The 23,692-nt window shown below is 68.5% G+C and carries 19 protein-coding genes; 6 read left to right on the top strand and 13 right to left on the bottom strand.

Annotated elements, in window-relative coordinates; translation table 11 throughout:
* Positions 1 to 108: 108 nt before the first annotated feature.
* Positions 109 to 4,005 carry a phosphoribosylformylglycinamidine synthase gene (gene purL / locus VV867_RS04170; protein WP_275628858.1) on the bottom strand — a complete coding sequence of 1,299 codons (3,897 nt, stop codon included), beginning with the start codon at positions 4,003 to 4,005 and terminating at the stop codon, positions 109 to 111.
* A gap of 315 nt (positions 4,006 to 4,320) precedes the next feature.
* Between purL and mltF the strand changes: the two genes are divergently transcribed.
* Positions 4,321 to 5,790, top strand: coding sequence for a membrane-bound lytic murein transglycosylase MltF (gene mltF / locus VV867_RS04165; RefSeq protein ID WP_275628857.1), 1,470 nt, complete (start codon positions 4,321 to 4,323; stop codon positions 5,788 to 5,790).
* Positions 5,791 to 6,225: 435 nt separating this feature from the next.
* Here mltF and tadA read toward each other — a convergent pair whose 3' ends face one another.
* Both tadA and VV867_RS04155 read right to left on the bottom strand, forming a co-directional pair.
* On the bottom strand, positions 6,226 to 6,744 hold the full coding sequence (tadA, locus tag VV867_RS04160) for a tRNA adenosine(34) deaminase TadA (RefSeq protein ID WP_328565752.1): 519 nt from the start codon (positions 6,742 to 6,744) through the stop codon (positions 6,226 to 6,228).
* Positions 6,732 to 8,123 carry a multicopper oxidase family protein gene (locus VV867_RS04155; protein WP_275628856.1) on the bottom strand — a complete coding sequence of 464 codons (1,392 nt, stop codon included), beginning with the start codon at positions 8,121 to 8,123 and terminating at the stop codon, positions 6,732 to 6,734. Before VV867_RS04155 ends, tadA begins: the two co-directional genes overlap by 13 nt.
* Before the next feature lie 209 nt (positions 8,124 to 8,332).
* Between VV867_RS04155 and VV867_RS04150 the strand changes: the two genes are divergently transcribed.
* Complete coding sequence (locus VV867_RS04150; RefSeq protein ID WP_328565692.1) at positions 8,333 to 9,118, top strand: crotonase/enoyl-CoA hydratase family protein; 786 nt, start codon at positions 8,333 to 8,335, stop codon at positions 9,116 to 9,118.
* A gap of 85 nt (positions 9,119 to 9,203) precedes the next feature.
* On the opposite strand, the gene guaA is transcribed toward VV867_RS04150, so the two are convergent.
* Both guaA and guaB read right to left on the bottom strand, forming a co-directional pair.
* Positions 9,204 to 10,781, bottom strand: coding sequence for a glutamine-hydrolyzing GMP synthase (gene guaA / locus VV867_RS04145; protein WP_109934200.1), 1,578 nt, complete (start codon positions 10,779 to 10,781; stop codon positions 9,204 to 9,206).
* Positions 10,782 to 10,902: 121 nt separating this feature from the next.
* Complete coding sequence (gene guaB / locus VV867_RS04140; protein ID WP_109934199.1) at positions 10,903 to 12,372, bottom strand: IMP dehydrogenase; 1,470 nt, start codon at positions 12,370 to 12,372, stop codon at positions 10,903 to 10,905.
* Positions 12,373 to 12,509: 137 nt separating this feature from the next.
* On the opposite strand from guaB, the gene xseA reads away from it, so the two are divergent.
* The 3 genes from xseA to VV867_RS04125 all read left to right on the top strand — a co-directional run bounded on the left by xseA (position 12,510) and on the right by VV867_RS04125 (position 15,911).
* The gene (xseA, locus tag VV867_RS04135) at positions 12,510 to 13,889 is read left to right on the top strand and encodes an exodeoxyribonuclease VII large subunit (RefSeq protein ID WP_328565691.1); all 1,380 of its coding nucleotides are present in this window, start codon (positions 12,510 to 12,512) and stop codon (positions 13,887 to 13,889) included.
* A 5-nt stretch (positions 13,890 to 13,894) separates the two neighbouring features.
* Positions 13,895 to 14,650, top strand: a complete 756-nt coding sequence (locus VV867_RS04130; protein WP_328565690.1) for a M15 family metallopeptidase — start codon at positions 13,895 to 13,897, stop codon at positions 14,648 to 14,650.
* Between the two features lie 424 nt (positions 14,651 to 15,074).
* Positions 15,075 to 15,911: a peptidoglycan DD-metalloendopeptidase family protein gene (locus VV867_RS04125; RefSeq protein WP_328565689.1), complete on the top strand. Its 837-nt coding sequence runs from the start codon at positions 15,075 to 15,077 to the stop codon at positions 15,909 to 15,911.
* Between the two features lie 3 nt (positions 15,912 to 15,914).
* On the opposite strand, the gene VV867_RS04120 is transcribed toward VV867_RS04125, so the two are convergent.
* The 4 genes from VV867_RS04120 to VV867_RS04105 all read right to left on the bottom strand — a co-directional run bounded on the left by VV867_RS04120 (position 15,915) and on the right by VV867_RS04105 (position 19,676).
* Positions 15,915 to 16,322: a DUF6491 family protein gene (locus VV867_RS04120; protein WP_109933706.1), complete on the bottom strand. Its 408-nt coding sequence runs from the start codon at positions 16,320 to 16,322 to the stop codon at positions 15,915 to 15,917.
* 101 nt (positions 16,323 to 16,423) lie between these two features.
* Positions 16,424 to 16,936: a copper chaperone PCu(A)C gene (locus VV867_RS04115; RefSeq protein ID WP_109933705.1), complete on the bottom strand. Its 513-nt coding sequence runs from the start codon at positions 16,934 to 16,936 to the stop codon at positions 16,424 to 16,426.
* Between the two features lie 107 nt (positions 16,937 to 17,043).
* Entirely contained in the window at positions 17,044 to 19,167 is a 2,124-nt protein-coding gene (locus VV867_RS04110) for a TonB-dependent copper receptor (RefSeq protein WP_442965000.1), read from the bottom strand.
* Positions 19,168 to 19,265: 98 nt separating this feature from the next.
* A complete protein-coding gene (locus tag VV867_RS04105) occupies positions 19,266 to 19,676 on the bottom strand; it encodes a DUF2946 domain-containing protein (protein WP_256595841.1) in 411 nt (136 codons plus the stop codon).
* Positions 19,677 to 20,080: 404 nt separating this feature from the next.
* On the opposite strand from VV867_RS04105, the gene leuA reads away from it, so the two are divergent.
* Complete coding sequence (gene leuA / locus VV867_RS04100; RefSeq protein ID WP_109933703.1) at positions 20,081 to 21,751, top strand: 2-isopropylmalate synthase; 1,671 nt, start codon at positions 20,081 to 20,083, stop codon at positions 21,749 to 21,751.
* Positions 21,752 to 21,802: 51 nt separating this feature from the next.
* Here the strand turns inward: leuA and VV867_RS04095 are convergent, their stop codons facing one another.
* The 4 genes from VV867_RS04095 to dapA all read right to left on the bottom strand — a co-directional run bounded on the left by VV867_RS04095 (position 21,803) and on the right by dapA (position 23,691).
* Positions 21,803 to 22,087, bottom strand: coding sequence for a type II toxin-antitoxin system RelE/ParE family toxin (locus tag VV867_RS04095; protein ID WP_089389490.1), 285 nt, complete (start codon positions 22,085 to 22,087; stop codon positions 21,803 to 21,805).
* Positions 22,077 to 22,316: a CopG family ribbon-helix-helix protein gene (locus tag VV867_RS04090; protein ID WP_089389491.1), complete on the bottom strand. Its 240-nt coding sequence runs from the start codon at positions 22,314 to 22,316 to the stop codon at positions 22,077 to 22,079. Before VV867_RS04090 ends, VV867_RS04095 begins: the two co-directional genes overlap by 11 nt.
* 107 nt (positions 22,317 to 22,423) lie before the next feature.
* Entirely contained in the window at positions 22,424 to 22,759 is a 336-nt protein-coding gene (locus VV867_RS04085) for a DUF5629 family protein (RefSeq protein ID WP_089389492.1), read from the bottom strand.
* Positions 22,760 to 22,824: 65 nt separating this feature from the next.
* Entirely contained in the window at positions 22,825 to 23,691 is an 867-nt protein-coding gene (gene dapA, locus VV867_RS04080) for a 4-hydroxy-tetrahydrodipicolinate synthase (protein WP_328565687.1), read from the bottom strand.
* Between the last annotated feature and the right edge of the window lies 1 nt (position 23,692).

Below are 23,692 nucleotides of genomic sequence, written 5' to 3'. Positions count from 1 at the left end.
CTCCGTCCGCGATGGCCCGCCCCACGCGCCATCGACCCGGGAAAAACGGCGCCACAACGAAAAAGGGGAAGGCCGAAGCCTTCCCCTGTTCCCGTCCCGGGCTCGAACTCAGCCCACCCAGACGCGGGCATTGCGGAACATGCGCATCCAGCCGCCGTCTTCCTGCCACTCGTCCGGGCGCCAGGAGTTCTGCACGGCGCGGAACACCCGCTCCGGGTGCGGCATCATGATGGTCACGCGGCCGTCGCGGCTGGTCAGGCCGGTGATGCCGCGTGGCGAGCCATTGGGGTTGGCCGGGTAGGTCTCGGTGACCTTGCCGTGGTTGTCGACGAAGCGCAGCGCCACGCAGCCGGACAGGTCGGACTCCAGCAGCGCCTCCTCGCTCTCGTACTCCGCATGGCCCTCGCCGTGGGCGATGGCGATCGGCAGGCGCGAACCAGCCATGCCCTGCAGGAAGATCGACTGCGACTCCTGCACCTGGACCATGGCCACGCGCGCCTCGAACTGCTCGGAGCGGTTGCGCACGAAGTGCGGCCAGAACTCGGTGCCGGGGATCAGCTCGTGCAGGTTGGACATCATCTGGCAACCGTTGCACACGCCCAGGGCGAAGCTGTCCTTGCGCTCGAAGAAGGCCTGGAAGCCGTCGCGGGCACGGGCGTTGAACAGGATCGACTTGGCCCAGCCTTCGCCGGCGCCGAGCACGTCGCCGTAGGAGAAACCGCCGCAGGCCACCAGACCCTTGAAGTCTTCCAGGCTGACGCGGCCGGCGAGGATGTCGCTCATGTGCACGTCCACCGCGGCGAAGCCGGCGCGGTCGAAGGCCGCGGCCATTTCCACCTGGCCGTTGACGCCCTGCTCGCGGAGGATCGCCACCTGCGGACGCACGCCCTTCTTGATGTAGGGCGCGGCGATGTCGTCGTTGACGTCGAAGGAAAGCTTGACGGACAGGCCGGGGTTGTCTTCCTCCAGCAGGCCGTCGAACTCCTGGTCGGCGCAGGCGGCGTTGTCGCGCAGGCGCTGGATCTGGTAGCTGGTCTCGCTCCAGATACGCTGCAGCAGGCGGCGCTCGGCGCGGTAGACGATCTCGCCGCTGAAGCTCAGCTCGACTTCGTCGCCGTTGACCGGCTGGCCGATCACCGCCACGCAGTCGTCCAGGCCGGCGGCGCTGAACTGCGCCAGCACTTCCGGGGTGGCACCTTCGTGCACCTGGATGATCGCCCCCAGCTCCTCGCTGAACAGCGCGGCACCCAGCTCTTCACGGCTGGCGGCCAGGGCGTCGAGGCGCAGCGACAGGCCGCAGTGGCCGGCGAAGGCCATTTCCACGGCGGCGGCCAGCAGACCGCCGTCGGAACGGTCGTGGTAGGCCAGCAGGTGGCCGTCGGCGTTCAGGCCCTGGATCACTGCGAAGAAGGCCTTGAGGTCCTCGGCGTCGTCGACGTCCGGGGCCTGCTGGCCGAGCTTGCCGTAGGTCTGCGCCAGGATCGAGCCACCCAGGCGGTTCTTGCCGCGGCCGAGGTCGATCAGGATCAGGTCGGTCTCGCCCTTGTCCAGGCGCAGTTGCGGGGTCAGGGTGCGGCGCACGTCGGTCACCGGGGCGAAGCCGGAGATGATCAGCGACATCGGCGCGGTCACGCTCTTCTCCACCTCGCCATCCTGCCAGCGGGTCTTCATGGACATGGAGTCCTTGCCCACCGGGATGGTGATGCCCAGCGCCGGGCACAGTTCCATGCCCACCGCCTTGACGGTGTCGTACAGGCGCGCGTCCTCGCCCGGGTGGCCGGCGGCGGCCATCCAGTTGGCGGACAGCTTGATGTCGGCGATCTTGTCGATGCTCGCGGCGGCCAGGTTGGTGATGGTCTCGCCGATCGCCATGCGCCCCGAGGCCGGGGCGTCGAGCAGCGCCAGCGGGGTGCGCTCGCCCATGGCCATGGCTTCGCCGGTGTAGACGTCGAAGCTGGTGGCGGTGACGGCGCAGTCGGCCACCGGTACCTGCCAGGGGCCGACCAGCTGGTCGCGGGCCACCAGGCCGGTGATGGTGCGGTCGCCGATGGTGATCAGGAAGTTCTTGCTGGCCACGGCCGGGTGGCGCAGCACGCGCTCGGCGGCTTCGGCTAGGTCCAGGCCGGCGGCGGCGAAGTCGTCGCCGACCTCCGCTTCACGGCTGACCGAACGGTGCATGCGCGGCGGCTTGCCGAGCAGCACGTCGAGCGGCATGTCCACCGGCTTGTTGCCGAAGTGGCTGTCGGCGACGGTCAGGTGTTTTTCCTCGGTGGCCTCGCCGACCACGGCGAACGGGCAGCGCTCGCGCTCGCAGATGGCCTTGAAGGTCTCGAAGTCGGCGGCGTCGACCGAGAGCACGTAGCGCTCCTGGGACTCGTTGCACCAGATTTCCAGCGGGCTCATGCCCGGCTCGTCGTTGGGCACCGCGCGCAGTTCGAAGCGGCCGCCGCGGCCGCCGTCGTTGATCAGCTCCGGCAGGGCATTGGAGATGCCGCCGGCGCCGACGTCGTGGATGAACTTGATCGGGTTCTGCTCGCCCAGTTGCCAGCAGCGGTCGATGACCTCCTGGCAGCGGCGTTCCATTTCCGGGTTCTCGCGCTGCACCGAGGCGAAGTCCAGGTCGGCGGCGCTGGCGCCGGTGGCCATGGACGAGGCGGCGCCGCCGCCCAGGCCGATGAGCATGGCCGGGCCGCCGAGCACGATGAGCTTGGCGCCGACGCTGATCTCGCCCTTCTGCACGTGGTCTTCACGGATGTTGCCGAGGCCGCCGGCGATCATGATCGGCTTGTGGTAGCCGCGCACTTCCTCGCCACGCGGAGTGGCGACGGCCTGCTCGAAGGTACGGAAGTAGCCGGTCAGGTTCGGGCGGCCGAACTCGTTGTTGAAGGCCGCGCCACCCAGCGGGCCTTCGATCATGATGTCCAGCGCGGTGACGATGCGCTCGGGCTTGCCGTAGGGCACTTCCCAGGGCTGCTCGAAACCGGGGATGTTCAGGTTGGAGACGGTGAAGCCGACCAGGCCGGCCTTGGGCTTGGCGCCGCGGCCGGTGGCGCCCTCGTCGCGGATTTCGCCGCCGGAGCCGGTGGAGGCGCCGGGGAACGGGGCGATGGCGGTCGGGTGGTTATGCGTCTCGACCTTCATCAGGATATGCACCGGCTGTTCGCTGGCGGCGTACTGGCGGGTCTGCGGGTCGGGGTAGAAGCGCCCGGCGACCGAGCCGGTCATCACCGCGGCGTTGTCCTTGTACGCGGACAGCACGCCTTCGCGGTGCATCTCGAAGGTGTTCTTGATCATGCCGAACAGGCTCTTGTCCTGGGCCTGGCCGTCGATGTCCCAACTGGCGTTGAAGATCTTGTGGCGGCAGTGCTCGGAGTTGGCCTGGGCGAACATCATCAGCTCGACGTCGTGCGGGTTGCGGCCCAGCTCGACGAAGCTCTTCACTAGGTAGTCGATCTCGTCCTCGGCCAGGGCCAGGCCCAGCTGGACGTTGGCCTGCTCCAGCGCGGCGCGGCCACCGCCGAGGATGTCGACCACGGTCAGCGGCTTGGGCTGGGCATGGCTGAACAGGCCGGCGGCCTCTTCCAGATCCTTCAGGACAAGCTGGGTCATGCGGTCGTGCAGGCGCGCGGCGACTTGCGCGACGTCGGCCTCGGACAGCTCGCCGGCGACGTAGTAGGCGATGCCGCGCTCGATACGCTCGAGCTTCGCCAGGCCGCAGTTATGGGCGATATCGGTGGCCTTGCTCGACCACGGCGAGATGGTGCCGAAGCGCGGCACCACCAGGAACAGCCGGCCCCGGGGCTCCTGCACCGGCACGCTCGGGCCGTACTTCAGCAGCCGGCCGAGCACCTGTTCCTCATCGGCGGTCAGCACGCCACTGACCTCGGCGAAGTGCGCAAACTCGGCGTACAGCCCGGTGACAGCGGGTACCTGCCGGGTGAGCAGGTCGAGCAGTTTGCCGTGGCGGAAGGCGGAAAGGGCGGGAGCGCCGCGCAGGATCAGCATTGTCGGAACAGCCTCTGGAGACAGGGGAATTCGCAGGGCCGGGAGGGCCGGCCCGCAGAGGCCGTGCATTCTACCGTAAAGCGTGCCCCGGCGGCACCTGCAGCTCGGCCGACGGCGAGGGCTTTCTGCCATTGGGCGGGGGAGCGGCGCCATTCATCTTCGAGCGCTTTCGAGCGAGCTCGCCGCACGCCCGCTCCAGGCGCGCCCCGGGGCCCCTGACCGGCGTCTGGTACGGCGTCTGAAACGAAGCCGCTAGCAGAGATGCCCCGAGCTGTCCAGATATTGGGCTCCGCGACCTTGGCGTATACTGCGCCGATGTTTGCCCTGAACCCGTCACGCGTGCGCTCCGCCGTATGGATCCTGGCGACCTGTATCTTTCTGCTGATCTCCGGCTGTAGCGAGGCGAAAGCCCCGACAGCCCTGGAGCGGGTGCAGAAGGACGGAGTGCTGCGGGTGATAACCCGCAACAGCCCGGCCACCTACTTCCAGGATCGCAACGGCGAGACCGGCTTCGAATACGAACTGGCCAAGCGCTTCGCCGATCACCTGGGGGTGAAGCTGCAGATGGAGACCGCCGACAACCTCGACGACCTCTACAGCAAGCTCGGCCAATCCGGCGGCCCCGACCTGGCCGCCGCCGGCCTCACCCCCGGCGGCGAGCGGGAGACCTCGGTGCGCTTCTCGCACTCCTACCTGGACGTCACCCCCCAGGTGGTCTACCGCAACGGCGACCCGCGCCCCACCCGTCCGGACGACCTGATCGGCAAGCGCATCGTGGTGCTCAAGGGCAGCAGCCACGCCATGCAGTTGGCTGAGCTGAAGAAGCGCTACCCGAAGCTGGAGTACAAGGAATCCGACGCCGACGAGATGGTCGACCTGCTGCGCATGGTGGACGTCGGCGACATCGACCTGACACTGATCGACTCCAACGAGCTGGCGATGAACCAGGTCTACTTCCCCAACGTGCGCGTCGCCTTCGACCTCGGCGACGCCCGCGGCCTGGCCTGGGCCCTGCCCGGCGGGACGGACGACAGCCTGTACGCCGAGGTCAACAAGTTCCTCGACAAGGTCAAGCAGGACGGCACCCTGCAGCACCTGAAGGACCGCTACTACGGCCATGTCGACGTGCTCGGCTACGTCGGCGCCTACACCTTCGCCCAGCACCTGCAGCAGCGCCTGCCGCGCTACGAGCCGCACTTCAAGCAGATCGCCCAGACGCTGAAGATGGACTGGCGCCTGCTCGCCGCCATCGGCTACCAGGAATCCATGTGGCAGCCCGACGCCACCTCCAAGACCGGGGTGCGCGGCCTGATGATGCTGACCAACCGCACCGCTCAGGCCATGGGCGTGTCCAACCGACTGGACGCCAAGCAGAGCATCCAGGGCGGCGGCAAGTACTTCGACCAGATCCGCGACGAGCTGCCGGACAGCATCAAGGAGCCGGACCGCAGCTGGTTCGCCCTGGCCTCCTACAACATCGGCAGCGCCCACCTGGACGACGCCCGCAAGCTGGCCCAGCAGGAAGGCCTGAACCCGGACAAGTGGCTGGACGTGAAGAAGATGCTGCCGCGCCTGTCGCAGAAGCAGTGGTTCCGCAAGACCCGCTACGGCTACGCACGCGGCGGCGAGACCGTGCACTTCGTGCAGAACGTGCGGCGCTACTACGACATCCTCACCTGGGTGACCCAGCCGCAGCTCGAAGGCGGCCAACTGGCCGAAAGCGGCCTGCACCTGCCCGGGGTGAACAAGACCCGACCCAGCGAAGAGCCTGACGAGAAGCTCTGAGACGAACGCAGCGCAAGGCATCGCGACCGGGGTCCCACGACTCCAGGGAAGCACGGCCGTAGGAGCGGACTCTGTCCGCGATCGTCCGTCGTTGAAAACGGCGGATAACGTTTCCCGGTGACGTGGGCGGTGGGCTCAAGAGCGCCCTCTCCCCAACCCTCTCCCGCAAGCGGGAGAGGGGGCTGTCCTCTGCAGGAGGAAAGGCCGGCGTCATCCTCACACCTTCGCCAATAGACAGTGCGTAGGGCGCATAACCGTTCGCGGTTATCCGCCGTTGGCCGTGCCACCGGGGCGCCCGGCGTGGCCTGCGAATCCGATCGCGGACAGAGTCCGCTCCTACGACCGTGCTTCCTGGGACCGTAGGACTCCGTCCGCGATCAGCCCACCGACCGCACCGACCTCTCCGGCGGCAATCCTCTCGCAGGACGCCGCGCCCTACCCCTTGCGCCTTGCCTTGAAGAAGGCCGAGAGCATCGCACCGCACTCCTCCGCCAGCACCCCGCCTTCCACCAGCACCTTGTGGTTGAGGAAGTCCTGGGCGAAGAACTCGCCGCGGCTGACCACCACCCCCGACTTGGGCTCGGTGGCGGCGTAGACCAGGCGCTGGATGCGCGCGTGCACCAGCAGGCCGGCGCACATGCTGCAGGGTTCCAGGGTGACGTAGAGGGTGCTGCCGGGCAGGCGGTAGTTGCCAGCCGCCGCCGCGGCCTCGCGAATGGCGACCATCTCGGCGTGGGCGCTGGGATCATGGGCGGTGATCGGCTGGTTGAAGCCGCGCCCAATAATTTGCCCTTCCAGCACCAGCACCGCGCCCACCGGCACCTCGCCCAGGGCCGCGCCCTGCTCGGCCAGGGCCATGGCCTCGCGCATGAATTCGCGGTCGCGGCTACGGTCGACCACCGGGGCCAGCCCCTTCACCGTCGGGTGGCCCTTGCTGTTGGTCAGCCGCACCAGGCGTCACCCACGGCGATGGTGCCCATCAGGCCGGTCTCCATATGGTCGATGACGTGGCAGTGGAACATCCACAGGCCGGGGTTGTCCGCCACCAGCGCCACCTTCGCGCTCTCGTTCTTGCCCAGCAGGTAGGTATCACTGTAGTACGGGATGATCTTCCGGCGGTTGGACGCCAGCACCTTGAAAGCCATGCCGTGCAGGTGGATGGGGTGCTGGTACTGCGTCAGGTTGCGCAGGGTGAAGATGTAGCTCTTGCCCAGCTCCAGCTTGGCCAGCGGCGGCGCGTTGTGCTTGTGCTCCTCGCCGCCCTGCCAGGCCACGCCGTTGATCTGCCACAGCGAGGGGGTGTCCTGGCCCTTGGAGTAGTCGGTCATGGCGCCCACCCACTCGAACTTGAAGTCGATGGTCTCGGCCTTGTCCAGGTCCGGCTCGCTCACCGGGTTGTGCGGCAGCGCCGGCGGCCACTCGGCGGAACCGCCCTGCACCGGCGCCACGCCGCGCACCGTGCCCAGGCGCACCACGCCGTCGCGCAGGGACAGCTCCTGGCCCTCGGCCGGGCCGCGGATCGCCAGCTCCAGGCGCATGCCCGGGCCGATCCAGTATTGCTCGTCGAGGTCCCGCGGCTCCACCGGGTGGCCGTCGATGGCGTAGATCTTCGCCTCGCTGCCCGGCAGGTTGAGGCGGTAGGTCACGGTGTTGTCGATGTTGAGGATGCGCACGCGGGTCACCTGGCCGGCGGGCAGCTCGATCACCGGCACGTGCTCGCCGTTGATGGTCGACAGGCTGCCGCGGGTGCCCTCGCGGGCGGCCTCGCGCGGCACGCTGAAGGCGGTGAAGGCGCCCTGCTCGTCCACGTGCCAGGTCTTCAGGCAGAGGATCTTCTCCCGGGTGAAGCCGGTGGGCTCGCGCTCGTCGATGATCAGCGGGCCGACCAGGCCGCGGCCCAGCTGCTCGCTGCTCATCAGGTGCGGGTGGTACCAGTAGCTGCCGGCGTCGGGGGTCTTGAACAGATAGACGAAGCTCTGCCCCGGTTGCACCGGCGGCTGCGAGATGTAGGGCACGCCGTCCATCTCGATCGGCAGGCGGATACCGTGCCAGTGGATGGTGGTCGGCTCGTCCAGCTTGTTGGTGAAGCGCACGCGCAGCCAGTCGCCCTGGCGGGCACGGATCTCGAAGCCGGGGAAGCGGTTGCCATAGAGCAGCGCCGGCGTCTTGTGCCCGGGCACCAGCTCCAGGTCCATGGGCGCGGCGATCAGTTCATAGTCGTGCTCCGCGGTCACCTGCGGGCGCGCCAGCCAGAGGCGCGCGCCGCCGGCGCCGAGGCCGACCACGGCGAGGCCGGCGATGCCGCCCAGTACCTGTCTGCGGGTAAAGCTCATGTCTCCCCCAACCCCTGCGGGTATCTCGCAAATGCAAGATTTTCTCATTTTCCCGGTGGCAAGGCGAGCGCGAAGACGGCGCGCGATGTCGCATCCCGGGCAGCCTCAGCAAATGCCTGACAGACATGGACAGCGGCGCCGCGGAAGGCTATCTGGATAACTTCGCTTCCACGGCGGCACACCGCCATTGACGACGAGAGAGACGAGGCATGAGCCAGAAACTGAAGGTGGAACGCAAGGGCCATGTGCTCTGCATCGGGCTGAACCGCCCGGAGAAGTACAACGCCATGGACGTGGAGCTGTACCTGGCGCTGGCCGAGGCCTACGGCGAGCTGCAGCGCAACGACGAACTGCGCTGCGGCCTGCTCTATGGCGAGGGCCAGCACTTCTGCGCCGGCCTGGAGCTGGACAAGTGGGGCCCGCAGTTCGCCAGCGGCCGCTTCCCCGACCTTCCCCCTGGCGCTTGCGACCCCTTCGGCCTGGACCCGGCGCGGCGGGTGGCCAAGCCGATCGTGGTCGCCGCCCGCGGCGTCTGCTTCACCGCCGCCCTGGAACTGATGCTGGCCGCCGACGTGCGCGTAGCCGCGGAAGATGCCCGCTTCGGCCAGATCGAGGTCAAGCGCGGCATCTATGCCGTGGGCGGGGCGACCATCCGCTTCGTGCAGAACATCGGCTGGGGCAACAGCATGCGCTACCTGCTCACCGGCGACGAATTCAGCGCCCGGGAAGCCCACCGCATGGGCCTGGTCCAGGAAGTCACGGCCCCCGGCGAGGAATTCGCCGCGGCCCTGGCCATCGCCGAACGCATCGCCCGCCAAGCGCCCCTGGGCGTACGCGCCACCCTGGCCAGCGCCCGCCTGGCCCTGGCCGAAGGCGAAGCGGAAGCCGCCCGCCGCCTGCTGCCGGACCTGCAGCCGCTGATGGGCAGCGAGGACGTCAAGGAAGGCGTGGCCTCCTTCCTCGAACGCCGCGAGGCGAACTTCGTCGGCCGCTGAAACGACGACGGGGCGGCGTGGATGACCACGACCGCCCCGTCTTCCGGCTGCCGGCGCCGCGTTCAGCGGCGCCGGATCGCGGGGATCACTCCCACTCGATGGTCGCCGGCGGCTTGCTCGACACGTCGTAGGTGACGCGGGAGATGCCTTCGATCTCGTTGATGATGCGGTTGCTGACCTTCTCCAGCAGCTCGTAGGGCAGGTGCGCCCAGCGGGCGGTCATGAAGTCGATGGTCTCCACCGCGCGCAGGGCCACGACCCAGGCGTAGCGGCGGCCGTCGCCGACCACGCCGACGGATTTCACCGGCTGGAACACCACGAAGGCCTGACTGGTCTTGTGGTACCAGTCGAAGTTGCGCAGCTCCTCGATGAAGATGTGGTCGGCGCGGCGCAGCAGGTCGGCGTATTCCTTCTTCACTTCGCCGAGGATGCGCACGCCCAGGCCCGGGCCGGGGAACGGGTGGCGGTAGACCATGTCGTAGGGCAGGCCCAGCTCCAGGCCGATCTTGCGCACTTCGTCCTTGAACAGCTCGCGCAGCGGCTCGACCAGTTCGAACTGCATGTCTTCGGGCAGGCCGCCGACGTTGTGGTGCGACTTGATCACGTGGGCCTTGCCGGTCTTGGCGCCGGCCGACTCGATCACGTCGGGGTAGATGGTGCCCTGGGCGAGGAACTTCACATCCTGCAGCCTGGTGGCTTCCTCATCGAAGACTTCGATGAAGGTGCGGCCGATGATCTTGCGCTTCTCTTCCGGGTCGGCGACGCCGGCCAGGCGGCCGAGGAACTTGTCTTCGGCGTTGGCGCGGATCACCTTGACGCCCATGTTCTCGGCGAACATGGCCATCACCTGGTCGCCCTCGTGCAGGCGCAGCAGGCCGTTGTCGACGAACACGCAGGTCAGCTGGTCGCCGATGGCCTTGTGCAGCAGGGCCGCGACCACCGAGGAGTCGACGCCGCCGGACAGGCCCAGCAGCACCTTGGCGTTGCCCACCTGGGCGCGGACGGTGGCGATGGCGTCGTTGACGATGTTCGACGGCGTCCACAGGGCCGCGCAGCCACAGATGTCCAGCACGAAGCGCGAGAGGATGCGGCCGCCCTGCTTGGTGTGGGTCACTTCCGGGTGGAACTGCACGCCGTAGTAGCCGCGGGCGTCGTCGGCCATGGCGGCGATCGGGCAGCTCGGGGTGCTGGCGAGGATGTGGAAGCCCTCGGGAATGTCGGTGACCTTGTCGCCGTGGCTCATCCACACGTCGAGGCCGAGCACGCCGTCTTCATCGACGTGGTCCTCGATGCCGTCCAGCAGGCGCGCCTTGCCGACCACGTCGACGCGGGCATAGCCGAACTCGCGCAGGTCCGAACCTTGCACCTTGCCGCCCAGCTGTTCGGCCATGGTCTGCATGCCGTAGCAGATGCCGAACAGCGGCACGTTCAGGTCGAACACCGCCTTGGGCGCGCGCGGGCTGTCCAGCTCGTGCACCGACTCCGGGCCGCCGGCCAGGATGATGCCGCGCGGAGCGAAGGCACGAACCTCATCGTCGCTCATGTCGAACGGGTGGATTTCGCAGTACACGCCGATCTCGCGCACGCGGCGGGCGATCAGCTGGGTGTACTGGGAACCGAAGTCGAGGATCAGGATCCGGTGAGCGTGAATGTCTTGGGACATGGATGCCTCTGCGAGGCAGCTGCAGGCTTCAGGCTGCAGGCTGCAGGTTGTGAAGGGGCTGCGCGGCGGCTACGGGCCCTTTGCCTGTAGCCTGCCGCCTGCAGCCTGTCGCCAGTGGGCTTCAGCCCACCCTATAGTTCGGCGCTTCCTTGGTGATCTGCACGTCGTGCACGTGGGACTCGGCCATGCCGGCGCCGGTGATCCGCACGAACTGCGGCCGGGTGCGCATGTCCTGGATGTCGGCGCTGCCGGTGTAGCCCATGGCGGCGCGCAGGCCACCCATCAGCTGGTGGACGATGGCGGTCAGCTGGCCCTTGTAGGGGACGCGGCCTTCGATGCCCTCGGGGACCAGCTTCTCGGCGCCGGCGGAGGCGTCCTGGAAGTAGCGGTCGGAGGAACCGGTGGCGCCGGCCATGGCGCCCAGGGAGCCCATGCCGCGGTAGGACTTGTAGGAGCGGCCCTGGAACAGCTCGATCTCGCCCGGGGCCTCTTCGGTGCCGGCGAACATGGAGCCCATCATCACGCAGTAGGCGCCAGCCACCATGGCCTTGGCCAGGTCGCCGGAGAAGCGGATGCCGCCGTCGGCGATCAGCGGGACGCCGGTGCCCTCGAGGGCGGCGGCGACGTTGGCGATGGCCGAGATCTGCGGTACGCCGACACCGGCGACGATGCGGGTGGTGCAGATGGAGCCCGGGCCGATGCCGACCTTGACCGCGTCGGCGCCGGCGTCAGCCAGGGCCTTGGCGGCTTCGCCGGTGGCGATGTTGCCGCCGATCACCTGGACCTGCGGGAAGGTTTCCTTCACCCAGCGCACGCGGTCGATCACACCCTTGGAGTGGCCGTGGGCGGTGTCCACCACCACCACGTCGACGCCGGCGGCGACCAGCGCGGCGACGCGCTCGCCGGTATCGGCGCCGGTGCCGACGGCGGCGCCGACGCGCAGGCGGCCCTGCTCGTCCTTGGACGCCAGCGGGTAGGTCTTGGCTTTCTCGATGTCACGGAAGGTGACCAGGCCGGTGAGGCGGAACTGCTCGTCGACCACCAGCATCTTCTCGATGCGGTTCTCGTACAGCTTGGCCTTGATCTCCTCCAGGGCGGTGCCTTCGCGGGCGGTGATCAGCTTGTCCTTGGGCGTCATGATCGCCGCCACGCTGTCGCCGACGTTCGGCTTCACGCGCAGGTCGCGGCCGGTGACGATGCCCACCAGCTCGCCCTCTTCCACCACCGGGAAGCCGGAGAAGCCGTACTCGCGGGCGATCTGCAGCAGCTCGATGATCTTGGTCGAGGGGGTCACGGTGACCGGGTCACGAACGATGGCGGTCTCGTGCTTCTTGACCTTGCGCACTTCGGCAGCCTGCTGCTCGATGCCCATGTTCTTGTGGATGATGCCGATACCGCCTTCCTGCGCCATGGCGATGGCCAGGCGGGATTCGGTCACGGTATCCATGGCGGCGGACACCAGCGGGATGTTCAGTTCGATGCCCCGGGTCAGGCGAGTCTTCAGACTCACGTCCTTGGGCAGGACCTCGGAGTAACCGGGGATGAGGAGGACGTCGTCGAACGTCAGGGCTTCTTGGCTGATGCGCAGCATGGCGAGGGCTCCCACACGGGAAAATGGAAGCGCGGCATTATACCCCAGCTTCACGCTCGGGCTCAACGCGCCCGAGCGCTGGATTCGCGGGTTTCGCGCTGGCCCTCGGCAAGGCCCCGGGCTTATCATCCAGCGCCATGTTCAATGACCCTTTCCAACGGCTGGGCCTCGACCGCGAGGTGCTGACCGTCAGCCAGCTCAACCAGCGCGCCCGCCAGCTCCTGGAGGACGTGTTCCCGCAGGTGTGGGTGGAAGGCGAGATCTCCAACCTCGCCCGCCCCGCCTCCGGGCACATCTATTTCACCCTGAAGGACGGCAACGCCCAGGTGCGCTGCGCGCTGTTCCGCCAGCACGCCCTGCGGGTGCGCCAGGCCCTGCGCGACGGCCTGGCGGTCAAGGTGCGAGGCAAGGTCTCGCTGTTCGAGGGTCGCGGCGACTACCAACTGATCGCCGACGCGGTCGAGCCGGCCGGTGACGGCGCCCTGCGCCTGGCCTTCGAAGCGCTGAAGCAGAAGCTCGCCGCCGAGGGCCTGTTCGCCGCCGAACGCAAGCGGCCGCTGCCGGCCCACCCGCAGCGCATCGGCATCGTCAGCTCGCCCACCGGCGCGGTGATCCGCGACATCATCAGCGTGTTCCGCCGCCGCGCGCCCCAGGTCCGGCTGACCCTGGTGCCCACCGCGGTGCAGGGCCGCGAGGCCACCGCGCAGATCGTCCGCGCCCTGCAGCTGGCCGACGCGCGCGGCTTCGACGCCATCATCCTGGCCCGCGGCGGCGGCTCGCTGGAAGACCTCTGGTGCTTCAACGAGGAAGCCGTGGCCCGCGCCATCGCCGCCTGCGCCACCCCGGTGGTGAGCGCCGTGGGCCACGAGACCGACGTATCCATCAGCGATTTCGTCGCCGACGTCCGCGCCCCCACGCCCTCGGCCGCCGCCGAGCTGCTGGCGCCCCACGCCGGCGACCTGCAGCAGCGCCTGGACAGCCTGCGCCGGCGGTTGATCCTGCGCATCCAGGACCGCCTGACCCGCGAGCGCCTGCGCCTGGAAGGCACCGCCCGGCGCCTGCGCCACCCCGGCGAGCGCCTGCGCCAGCAGGCCCAGCGCCTGGATGACCTGGACATGCGCCTGCGCCGCGCCTTCGAGCGCCAGCTGCAGGTGCGCCAGGAGCGTATCGGCCGCCTGCAGACGCGCCTGCAGGCGCAGCACCCGGGCCGCGCCCTGGCGCTGCTGCGGCAGAAGCTCGACAGCCTGGCCGCGCGCCTGCCCCACGCCACCCGGGCGATCCTCCGCGAGCGCCGCCAGCGCCTCGACGGCCTGGCCCAGAGCCTGCACATCGTCAGCCCGCTGGCCACCCTCGGGCGCGGCTACAGCATCCTCCTCGACGAGCGCGGCCAGGCCATCCGCCGCGCCGCCCAGGCCCAGCCCGGCCAGCGCCTGACCGCGAAACTGGGCGAAGGCCAGCTGGAGGTGCGCGTGGAAGACAACCACCAGGCCCCGGTAACCCTCTCGCTGCTGGACTGACCGCCGTGACCGACCTGCTCGCCGCCATCCCCGAAGCGCCGGAACCGGACTGGGCCGCGGCCTTCCGCATGCCCATCGTCGAATGCGGCGAGCCCCTGGAGGCCCTCGGCACCAGCCAGGGCTTCCTGGTCTGGCCGGCCTACCACCGCCTGGGCGTCCCCAACGCCCCGGCCGAATGCCACGCCCGCGCCGGGGTGTTCGAGCGCCTGCTGCGGGCGGCGCGGCTGCTGCCCGACGGCCTGCGCCTGGTGGTGCTGGACGCCTGGCGGCCGTTCGCAGTACAGCAGCATCTTTATGACACCCTCTACGAAATCCTCCGCCAGCATGAACCGGACGCTGCGCCCGAGGAGCTGACGCGGCGCACCCGCGAGTTCGTCGCCCCGCCCAGCACCCGCGCCGAAGCGCCGAGCCCGCACCTGACCGGCGGCGCCGTCGACATCACCCTGTGCGACCGCGACGGCCGCTGGCTGGACATGGGCAGCCTGTTCGACGAGGCCACCCCGCGTTCCTATACCCGCCATTACGAAGACGCGAGCGACGACCACGGCCGCGCCATCCGCGACCGCCGCCGGCTGCTGTTCAACGTGATGCGCGAGGCCGGCTTCAGCAACCTGTCCAGCGAATGGTGGCACTACGACTACGGCGACCAGCTGTGGGCCTGGCACCGCGGCGAGCAAGCGGCGCTCTACGGCCCAGCCCAGGTGCAGCCGCTGGAAGCGCTGTGGCGCCAGCAGTTGCACAGCTTCCCTGGCTCTTCGTAGGCGCGAGCCTGGCTAATCAGGGCGTAGGGCGCATAACGCCCCAGGCGTTATCCGCCGCCTGACCTCACGCCCAGGCGGCTCCACGTGCGAACCACGCACCTATCGCCATGCCCGACCGGGCGCCGGCCCTGCCGGAGGAATCGCGGACGGAGTCCGCTCCTACGTCCGTGCTCGACCGTAGGGCGAATAACCGTTCGCGGTTATCCGCCGTTGGCCGGAATGCCGGTGCCCGACGGCCGCGGCGGATAACGCCTGGGCGTTATGCGCCCTACGAACCACCATCCTCGCCATTCCCGCGAATGCGGGAACCCAATGGACATTGTTCCTACAGGCGCTGGCACACCGGATGAATCACCGCGAACGGTTATACGCCCCAGGTTCGTGCCATGTAGACTGCCGGCTTTACCGGATTTACGGAAAGCCCATGTTCCGCGTCTTCTGCCTGCTGTTCGCCGCCCTGCTCGCCCTGCCCGCCCATGCCGAGGGCTTCATCAGCCGAACCCTGAACAAGCCGGTGCCCGGCGGCGTCGCCGTGGTCCAGCTGGGCAGCGCGGGGCCGGCGCCGAGCGCCAGCTACCAGGGCAAGCCGGTGCTGGTGGTGCGCGAGGAAGGCCGCGACTGGATCGCCGTGGTCGGCATCCCGCTGAGCGTCAAGCCGGGTACGCAGCAGATCCAGGTGAAGCAGGCCGGCGCCAGCCGCAGCCTGGCCTTCCAGGTCGGCGCCAAGCACTACCGCGAACAGCGCATCACCCTGAAGAACACCCGCCAGGTCAACCCGCTGCCCGAGGACCTCAAGCGCATCAACCGCGAACTGGCCGAGCAGACCGCCGCCTACCGCAGCTTCAGCCCCGGCACGCCGAGCAACCTGGTGCTGGACAAGCCGGTGAACGGCCCGCTGTCCAGCCCCTTCGGCCTGCGCCGCTTCTTCAACGGCGAGGAGCGCAACCCGCATTCCGGGCTGGACTTCGCGGTGCCCGCCGGCACGCCGATCAAGGCCCCGGCGGCGGGCAAGGTGATCCTGATCGGCAACTACTTCTTCAACGGCAACACCGTGTTCGTCGACCATGGCCAGGGCTTCATCAGCATGTTCTGCCACATGTCGAAGATCGACGTGAAGCTCGGCGACCAGGTGCCGCGCGGCGGCGTGGTCGGCCGCGTGGGCGCCACCGGCCGGGCCACCGGGCCGCACATGCACTGGAACGTCAGCCTCAACGACGCCCGCGTCGACCCGGCGATATTCATCGGCGCCTTCAAGCCCTGAGGCTCATTCCGCGCGGGTGGAAACACGCTCCAGGCGGTAGAGCTCGCCGATCAGGCAAGGCTCGGGGATGCCGGTCGAGTCGTACGAGAGAATGCGGTCGAGCTTGGTCACCGCCCCCACCGTGCTGCTGATGTTCAGGCGGTTGCTGAACGACAGGTTGTCGCAGGGCGAGGAGAAGGCCACCAGGTAGCGCCGGCCGGGCGCCTGGCCGAGGACGATGTGGCCCTTGTCGAGGTATTCCCAGCCCTGGGTTTCCCACACCGGGATCGACTTCACCGCCTCGCCCTGCCGGTAGCCGAGACGTTCCAGGTGCTGGTCGAGGGGCAACTGGTCGTTGCGCAGCCCGGACTGGCTGCAGGCGGCCAGCAGAACGGCAGCCGCCACCATGGCGGCGCTGCGGACAGTGCCCATGCTCACCTCCCGGCCACACGGATGGCCGCTGCTCGGGCCGGAATCGGTCCCGTTCCATTTTCCCACCCTGGGGAAAGGCCGGCACACGGCCGGCCGGACGGTCAGTTCATCTTCATCCCGGGCATGTCATGGCCCGACATATCGTGGCCGGACATGCCGTGGTCACCGCCCTCGGGTGCCTGCTTCTGCACCTCGACCTCCACCTTGAGGTCGCCGGCCTGCTGGAAGTGCAGGGTCAGCGGGAAGCGCTCGCCGTCGGCCAGCGGCTTCTTCAGGCCAAGCAGCATCAGGTGGTAGTGGCCGGGGGCGAAGGTGACGGTGCCGCCGGCGGGAATGTCCACGCCCTCGACCTTCTGCATCTTCATCATGCCGTCCTTCATCTGGTGCTCGTGGACCTCGGCGCTGGCCGCACGCTCGGTGTCGGCGCCGAGCAGGCGGTCGGCCGCCTTGCCGTGGTTGTGCACGACGAAATAGGCCGCGCCGTTCTCCGAGTTGGCCGGCAGCAGCAGCGACCAGGGGTGCTCGACGTCGAGGTCGCCGGCCTTGTATTCGTGGGCCAGCAGCGGGGTGGAGAAGGACAGCATGGCCGCCAGGGCCAGGAGGGTCTTGCGCATGTTGGAACTCCTAACGATCTCATGGGCCTCCCGGCACAACGCCGGGCGGCAACGTCGAGGGCACGGGCAGCATAGCCGCTTCGCGCCCCCACTCAAGCCGGCGGTGCTCAGAAGCTGAAGTCCACCTTGGTCCAGAACGTACGGCCCGGCTCGCGGATCGCCTGGGGATCGTCCGCCGGGTAGCCGAAGCCGGCGTTGCCGGCGAGGTTGAGGTGCTCGGCGTAGTCCTTGTCGAACAGGTTGTCGACGCCGGTGCTGACCTTGAAGTGCTTGTTCACGCGGTACGCGGCGTTGAGCGAGAAGACGCCGAAGCCGGCGCTCTCGTCGAAGTCCTGGCCGACCACGTTGCCCTGCCCCTCGGCCACCCGCCCCTGCTTCGCCACCAGGCGCCACAGCGCCCCGGCGCTCCAGTCGCCCTGCTCGTAGGTCAGGCCCAGGCGGCTTTCCAGCGGCGGCATCTGCGGCAACGCGCGGTCGTCCGTGGTGTTCTTGCCCCAGGCGTAGGCCAGGGTCGCGTCGGTCTTCCAGTTCGGCGTCAGCTGGTAGGCCGCGCCCACTTCACCGCCCATGATGCGTGCGTCCACGTTGGTCGCCTGGGACGTTGAACCCATCATGCCGCCGCTGCGGTAGGTGAAGAGGATGTAGTCGCGGATCTCGCCGACGTAGCCCGAAGCCCAGGCCTTGAGCTTCTCGCCCTCGTACTGGGCGCCGAAGTCGAGCTGGGTGGTCTTCTCCGGCTTGATGGCGTCGAAGGCGTTGGCCGAGCCGGCCGGCCCCATGTTCGGGGAAAACAGCTCCCAATAGTCGGGGAAGCGCTGCGCGTGGCCGAGGCCGGCATAGAGGGTGGTGGGCGAACCCGCCAGGTCGTGCTCGTAGCGCAGGAAGCCGCTGGGCAGGGTATCGGCGCGGGTGTCGTCGGCGGTCGGGTTGGGCCGCGTCATCATCCCCGAGCCGAGGGTCTGCCGGTAGTCCTTGGCCGAGGCGCGGTCCAGGCGCGCGCCGCCGATCACCCGGTCGCGCTCGGCGGCGTACCAGGTCAGCTCACCGAAGGCGCCGTAGTTGTGGAAGGCCGCATCCTTGTTCCACGGCACCTCGTCGTAGGCGCCGATGCCCATGGCGCTGCGCTGGCGGTGCTCGCTGCTCTGGGCGTCGACGCCGGAGATCAGCTTGAAGTCGTCCCAGCGCCAGGTCGCCGCCAGGCGCCCGCCGAGGGTGCGGCGGTCGACGTTGGAAGCCATGGGCCCGGCCATCATGCCGGTGCCCGAGGGGGTGCGCAGGCTGTAGTTGTCCATCACGTGGTCGGCGTAGTTGTAGTAGACCTGCGCCTCCAGCTTGTCGAGCACCCCGCCGAGGTTGGACTTCTCGAAGCGCAGGCCGAGGCTCTCGCGCTTGAACTGCGAGCCATCCATGCCGCGCCCGGCGTAGCGCGCCTCGCCGTCGCCCTTGCCGGCGGTCAGCTCGACCAGGGTGTCGGCGTCCGGCGTCCAGCCCAGGGCGACGTCGCCGTTCCACTTGTTCCAGCGCGAGGGCACGGTGTTGCCGCCACCGTCCTCGTAGTCGTCGGACTGCGAGCGGTTGCCGGTGAAGCGCAGGTAGCCTTCGGGGCCGCCGGCGGCGGCGTCCAGCACGCGGTCGAAGCGGCCGTTGGAGCCGGCCACCAGGCTGCCGTTTATCCGCGTGCCCAGCTCGCCGAAGCGCTCCGGATCACGGTCGAAGCGGATGGTCCCGGCCGAGGCGCCGGGGCCCCAGATCACGGTTTCCGGGCCCTTGACCACGGTGAGCCGGTCGTAGGTCTCCGGGGAGATATAGGAGGTGGGGGCGTCCATCCGTGCCGGGCAGGCGCCGAGCATGACGCCGCCGTTGGTGAGGATGTTCAGCCGCGAGCCGAACATGCCGCGCAATACCGGGTCGCCATTGGTGCCGCCGTTGCGGATGGCGGAGAAGCCGGGGATGGTCTTCAGGTAGTCGGCGCCGTCGCTGGCCGGGATCGGCTGGCGCGCCTGCTTCGGGTCGGTGACCACGGTCAGCGGCGAGCTCTGCGCCACCGCGGTGATGACGCTGGGCTGCAGTTCGATGGCTTGATGGCCGGCGTGCGGGTCGTCGGCCTCATCGGCGCGTACGGACGGGGTCAGGCCGACGATGCCGCCGAGGGCGGTCAGTGCGCAAAGGGTGCGCAGGCGTGCCGGGCGAACGCGCCCGCGCAGGAAGGTTCTGGACATGCGGTTTTCCATGATCGATGACGATGTTCTTCTGGCCAGGCACGGCGGACGCGCGCGGAGGAAGGTTCCCCTGCGCGATGGCGCTTGCGCTGGCTACGGCGAAAGAAAGGTCAGGCGGTCATGGACGGCGGCGCGCGCGAACGGGCGCCGGGGAAGATCGGCGAAGGCGGGATGGCTTGTTCGATGACGACCTGGGGCGCCGGGGCGGCCCCGGGCAGGTCGGCGGAGAGCGCCAGGCGCGGGGTTTCCAGCGCCGGGCTGTGGAGCAGCAGGCCGCAGTAGCCGCACTTCTCCATGAAGTGGTCGGCGGAGAAGCCCTGCTGCGCGGCATCGGCCCCGTGGTGGCCGCCGCGCATCTGTTCGGAGCAGGCCATGTCTTCCATGCCGGCCATGGCCGGCATGGGGTGGTCCATGGGCATGGACTGCGACAGCAGCGGGCCGAGGTGGATCATCAGCATGGCGAACAGCGCCAGCCAGATGCCCGTGCCTTGTCCTGTGCCTCGCCGTCTGCGACCTGTCACTGGAAGTCCCCGAATCGATTGGCGGCGTTTTACCCTGCCGGGCCGGCGGGCGCAATTCGCCGATGGCTCAATGCTGTGCGGCATGGAGACGCATCGGAGAGTAAAGCAGAAAAACCGCCTCGCAATTCCTTGCGCAATAAAGCTCACATACGAGCATAAAATCTCGTTTAGTTTTATTGATCGACGATTTCTACCAATTTTCTCACAATGCTTGCCATCAACCCCCAAAGCGCACTAGGGTGGGCGCTATGAAAACCGCACACACCCTCATCCTGCTTCGCCAACACGCCTGCCTGCGCCTGGTCAGCCCGCGACTGCGTGGCTGAATCCGTTTCCCGGCTTCACCTCTTCATCTTTCTACCGCGCAGGGCCGCCGCTGGCCCGGAAGAACAAGGATTCCGCCCATGACCATGCTCAAAGACCCGTCGAAGAAATACCGCCCCTTCACCCCGATCACCCTGCCCGACCGCACCTGGCCGGACAAGATCATCGACCAGGCGCCGATCTGGCTGAGCACTGACCTGCGCGACGGCAACCAGTCGCTGATCGAGCCGATGGACGCCGAGAAGAAGATGCGCTTCTTCAAGTGCCTGGTGCAGGTGGGCCTGAAGGAAATCGAAGTGGGCTTCCCGTCCGCCTCGCAGACCGACTTCGACTTCGTCCGCGAGCTGATCGAGGGTGGCCACATTCCCGATGACGTCACCATCCAGGTGCTGACCCAGGCCCGCGACGACCTCATCGAGCGCACCTTCGAGTCGCTGAAGGGCGCCAAGCGCGCCATCGTGCACTACTACAACGCCTGCGCGCCGAGCTTCCGCAAGATCGTCTTCAACCAGGACAAGGAAGGCGTCAAGCAGATCGCCATCGCCGCCGGCAAGACCATCAAGCGCCTGGCCGCCGCCGCACCCGAGACCCAGTGGGGCTTCGAGTACTCGCCGGAAGTCTTCAGCTCCACCGAGACCGACTTCGCCGTCGAGGTGTGCAACGCGGTGATCGACGTGTTCCAGCCGACCCCGGCCAACCGCCTGATCCTCAACCTGCCGGCCACCATCGAGTGCGCCACGCCGAACAACTACGCCGACCAGATCGAGTGGTTCGGCCGCCACATCGACAAGCGCGACAGCGTGATCATCAGCCTGCACACCCACAACGACCGCGGCACCGGCGTGGCCGCCTCGGAACTGGCGCTGATGGCCGGCGCCGACCGTGTCGAAGGCTGCCTGTTCGGCAACGGCGAGCGCACCGGCAACCTCTGCCTGGTGACCATGGCGCTGAACATGTACACCCAGGGCGTCAACCCGGGGTTGGACTTCTCCGACATCGACGCCGTGCGCAAGGTGGTGGAAGAGTGCAACCAGATCCCGGTGCACCCGCGCCACCCATACGTCGGCGACCTGGTCCACACCGCCTTCTCCGGCTCCCACCAGGACGCCATCCGCAAGGGCTTCGCCCAGCAGAAGGACGACGCCGTGTGGGAAGTGCCCTACCTGCCGATCGACCCGGCCGACATCGGCCGCAGCTACGAGGCGGTCATCCGCGTCAACAGCCAGTCGGGCAAGGGCGGCATCACCTTCCTGCTCGAGCAGGAATACGGCATCAGCCTGCCGCGCCGCATGCAGATCGAGTTCAGCCAGGTGGTGCAGAACGAGACCGACCGTCTCGGCCTGGAAATGACCGCCGAGCAGATCTACGGCCTGCTGCAGAGCGAGTACCTGCAAGCGGTGTCGCCGTTCGCCCTGAAGAACTACCGTCTGCAGGAAGAGAACGGCATCTGCGCCATCGACATCGACGTGGTGCACAAGGGCGAGCAGCACCGCTGGCACGGCAAGGGCAAGGGCACCCTGGAAGCCCTGGTCGCCGCGCTTCCGGTGGAGGTCGAGATCATGGATTACAACGAGCACGCCATCGGCGCCGGCACCAACGCCCGCGCGGCGGCCTACATCGAGCTGCGCGTGGAAGGCGGCCGCTCGCTGCACGGCATCGGCATCGACGAGAACATCACCACCGCCAGCTTCCGCGCCCTGTTCAGCGCGCTGAACCGCGCCGTGACCCTGGGCCAGGCGAAAGCCGCCTGAGTGCCGGTGATGTGAAAAAGGGGCCTTTGGGCCCCTTTTTCGTGCCGAAGGCTACCAGCGCTCGGGAGGCAGGCGCCGGGTGTGGAAGATGCGCAGGATTTGCAATCGTCCGCCGCGAACGCGATAGGGGATCAGGTAGGGGTGGCCGGGCATAGGCCATTCGCGGGTACCGGGCACCCGGCCCTCGCGCCCTATCGCAGGATGGAGAGCCAGTTGTTCGATGTCGTCGAACACCGCAGCGACGAAGTCACGTGCGGCGGCCGGATTGTGCTGAGCGAGATGGGCGGCTTCGTCGTCGAGGTTCTGCAGCGCTTTGCGCAGCCACTCAACCTGCATTGCGCGTCCACTTGTTCAGAACCGCTTCGACTTCTGCCTCACTGGCGAAGTCGCCGGCATCGGCTTCTACGATGGCCTGCTGGATTTCGCCGATCTGCCAGGCCTCCCGGGCAAGGTATTCGTCCAGTGCCTGGGCGGCAAGGAAGTTCTTGCTGCGGCCGGTCGCCTGGGCAAGCCTGGCGAGGGTATCGGACTGATCATCCGACAGGCGCAGGGACATTACGGGCATGGAACACCTCGGCTGTAGTGTGTATCACTGCAACATACTACAGCACACTACAGGTCATGCGCGGTACCGATCGCCCGGAAGCGCCCAACGGGCCAGCCAGGGAAATGCTATTCGTCGTCGCCGCTGGCGCTCAGCGCGCCCAGGCAGCGCAGGCGGTGCTCGCTGCCCTCGGACTGCAGCGTCCAGCTATCGTCGCTGGCCTCGTACTGCGCTTCCATCACCTCGTTGTAGGTGAACTGCCAGCGCCGCTTGTCGCGGCCGTCGACCGCTTCCACGCGCAGCACCACGTCTTCGCTGGCGAAGGCCTGGCCGGCTTCGGCGGCGATCTCGGCGCGGTCCAGCAGGTCCTCGTCGAGGCTGAATTCCCAGGCGTGCAGGCCGTCCAGTTCGAGCATGTCGGTCAGCTCGAGCTGGTCCAGCAGGTAGAGGGTTTCGTCGGACATCTTCGTATTCCCGGTGAGACAGGCCGCCATCATAGAGCAAAGCGCCACCGGCGGCCCTCCCCCGCCTAGTCGGCCAATGCCGCCAGCACGCCGCGCAGGCGTTCCACCGTGGCCGCCGAGCAAGGCTGCATGGGCTCGCGCAGTTCGTCGGCGATCAGCCCCTGCAAGGCCAGGGCGGCCTTCACGGGCGCCGGGTTGGGCTCGGCGAAGGCGGCCTGCATCCACGGCAGCAGGCGCTGGAAGGTCGCCCGCGCCCCGGCCAGGTCGCCCGCCTCCGCCTGGCGCTGCATCCGCACGTAGAGGTCGGCGCGCACGTGGGCGGACGCGGAGATGGCCCCGGCACCGCCCAGGCACAGGTTGGCGAAGATCTGCAGGTCCTCGCCGGCCAGCACTTCGACGTTGCCGTCGGCGATCAGCGCCAGGGTGGTCTCGAGGTCGCCGCCACAATCCTTGACCGCCGCGATGCGGGGATGGCGGACGATGCGCCGCAGGGTCTCGCGCTCGATGCGCACGCCGGTGCGGTAGGGAATGTCGTAGAGCACCAGCGGCACGGTGGCAGCGTCGGCGACCGCCTGGAAGAACGCTTCCAGGCCCTGCTGCGAGGGGCGGATGTAATAAGGCGCCGGCACCAGCAGGCCGGCCACGGGGCGACGCTGGACGTCCTGCTGGAAGGCCAGCAGCTCGCGTTGGTTGTTGCCGGCCAGGCCCATGATCACCTGCTGCGGCGGCACCCACTGGAGCACGGCGTCGAGCACCGCCAGCTGCTCCTCATGGCTGAGCGCGGCGGCCTCGCCGGTGGTGCCGCAGACCACGAAGCCGGCGACGCCGTCCTCCAGCAGCCGGCCCACCAGGCCTTGCAGGGCGGCGAAATCGATTTCCCCGGCACGGAAGGGCGTGGCCAGGGCCACCCAGATCCCACGAAACGTAGACATG

The sequence above is a fragment of the Pseudomonas sp. JH-2 genome, from assembly GCF_036231725.1.
Classification (GTDB): domain Bacteria; phylum Pseudomonadota; class Gammaproteobacteria; order Pseudomonadales; family Pseudomonadaceae; genus Pseudomonas; species Pseudomonas delhiensis.
The sequence above is the reverse complement of the archived record's forward strand: the minus strand, read 5'-3'. Positions and strand labels throughout refer to the sequence as shown.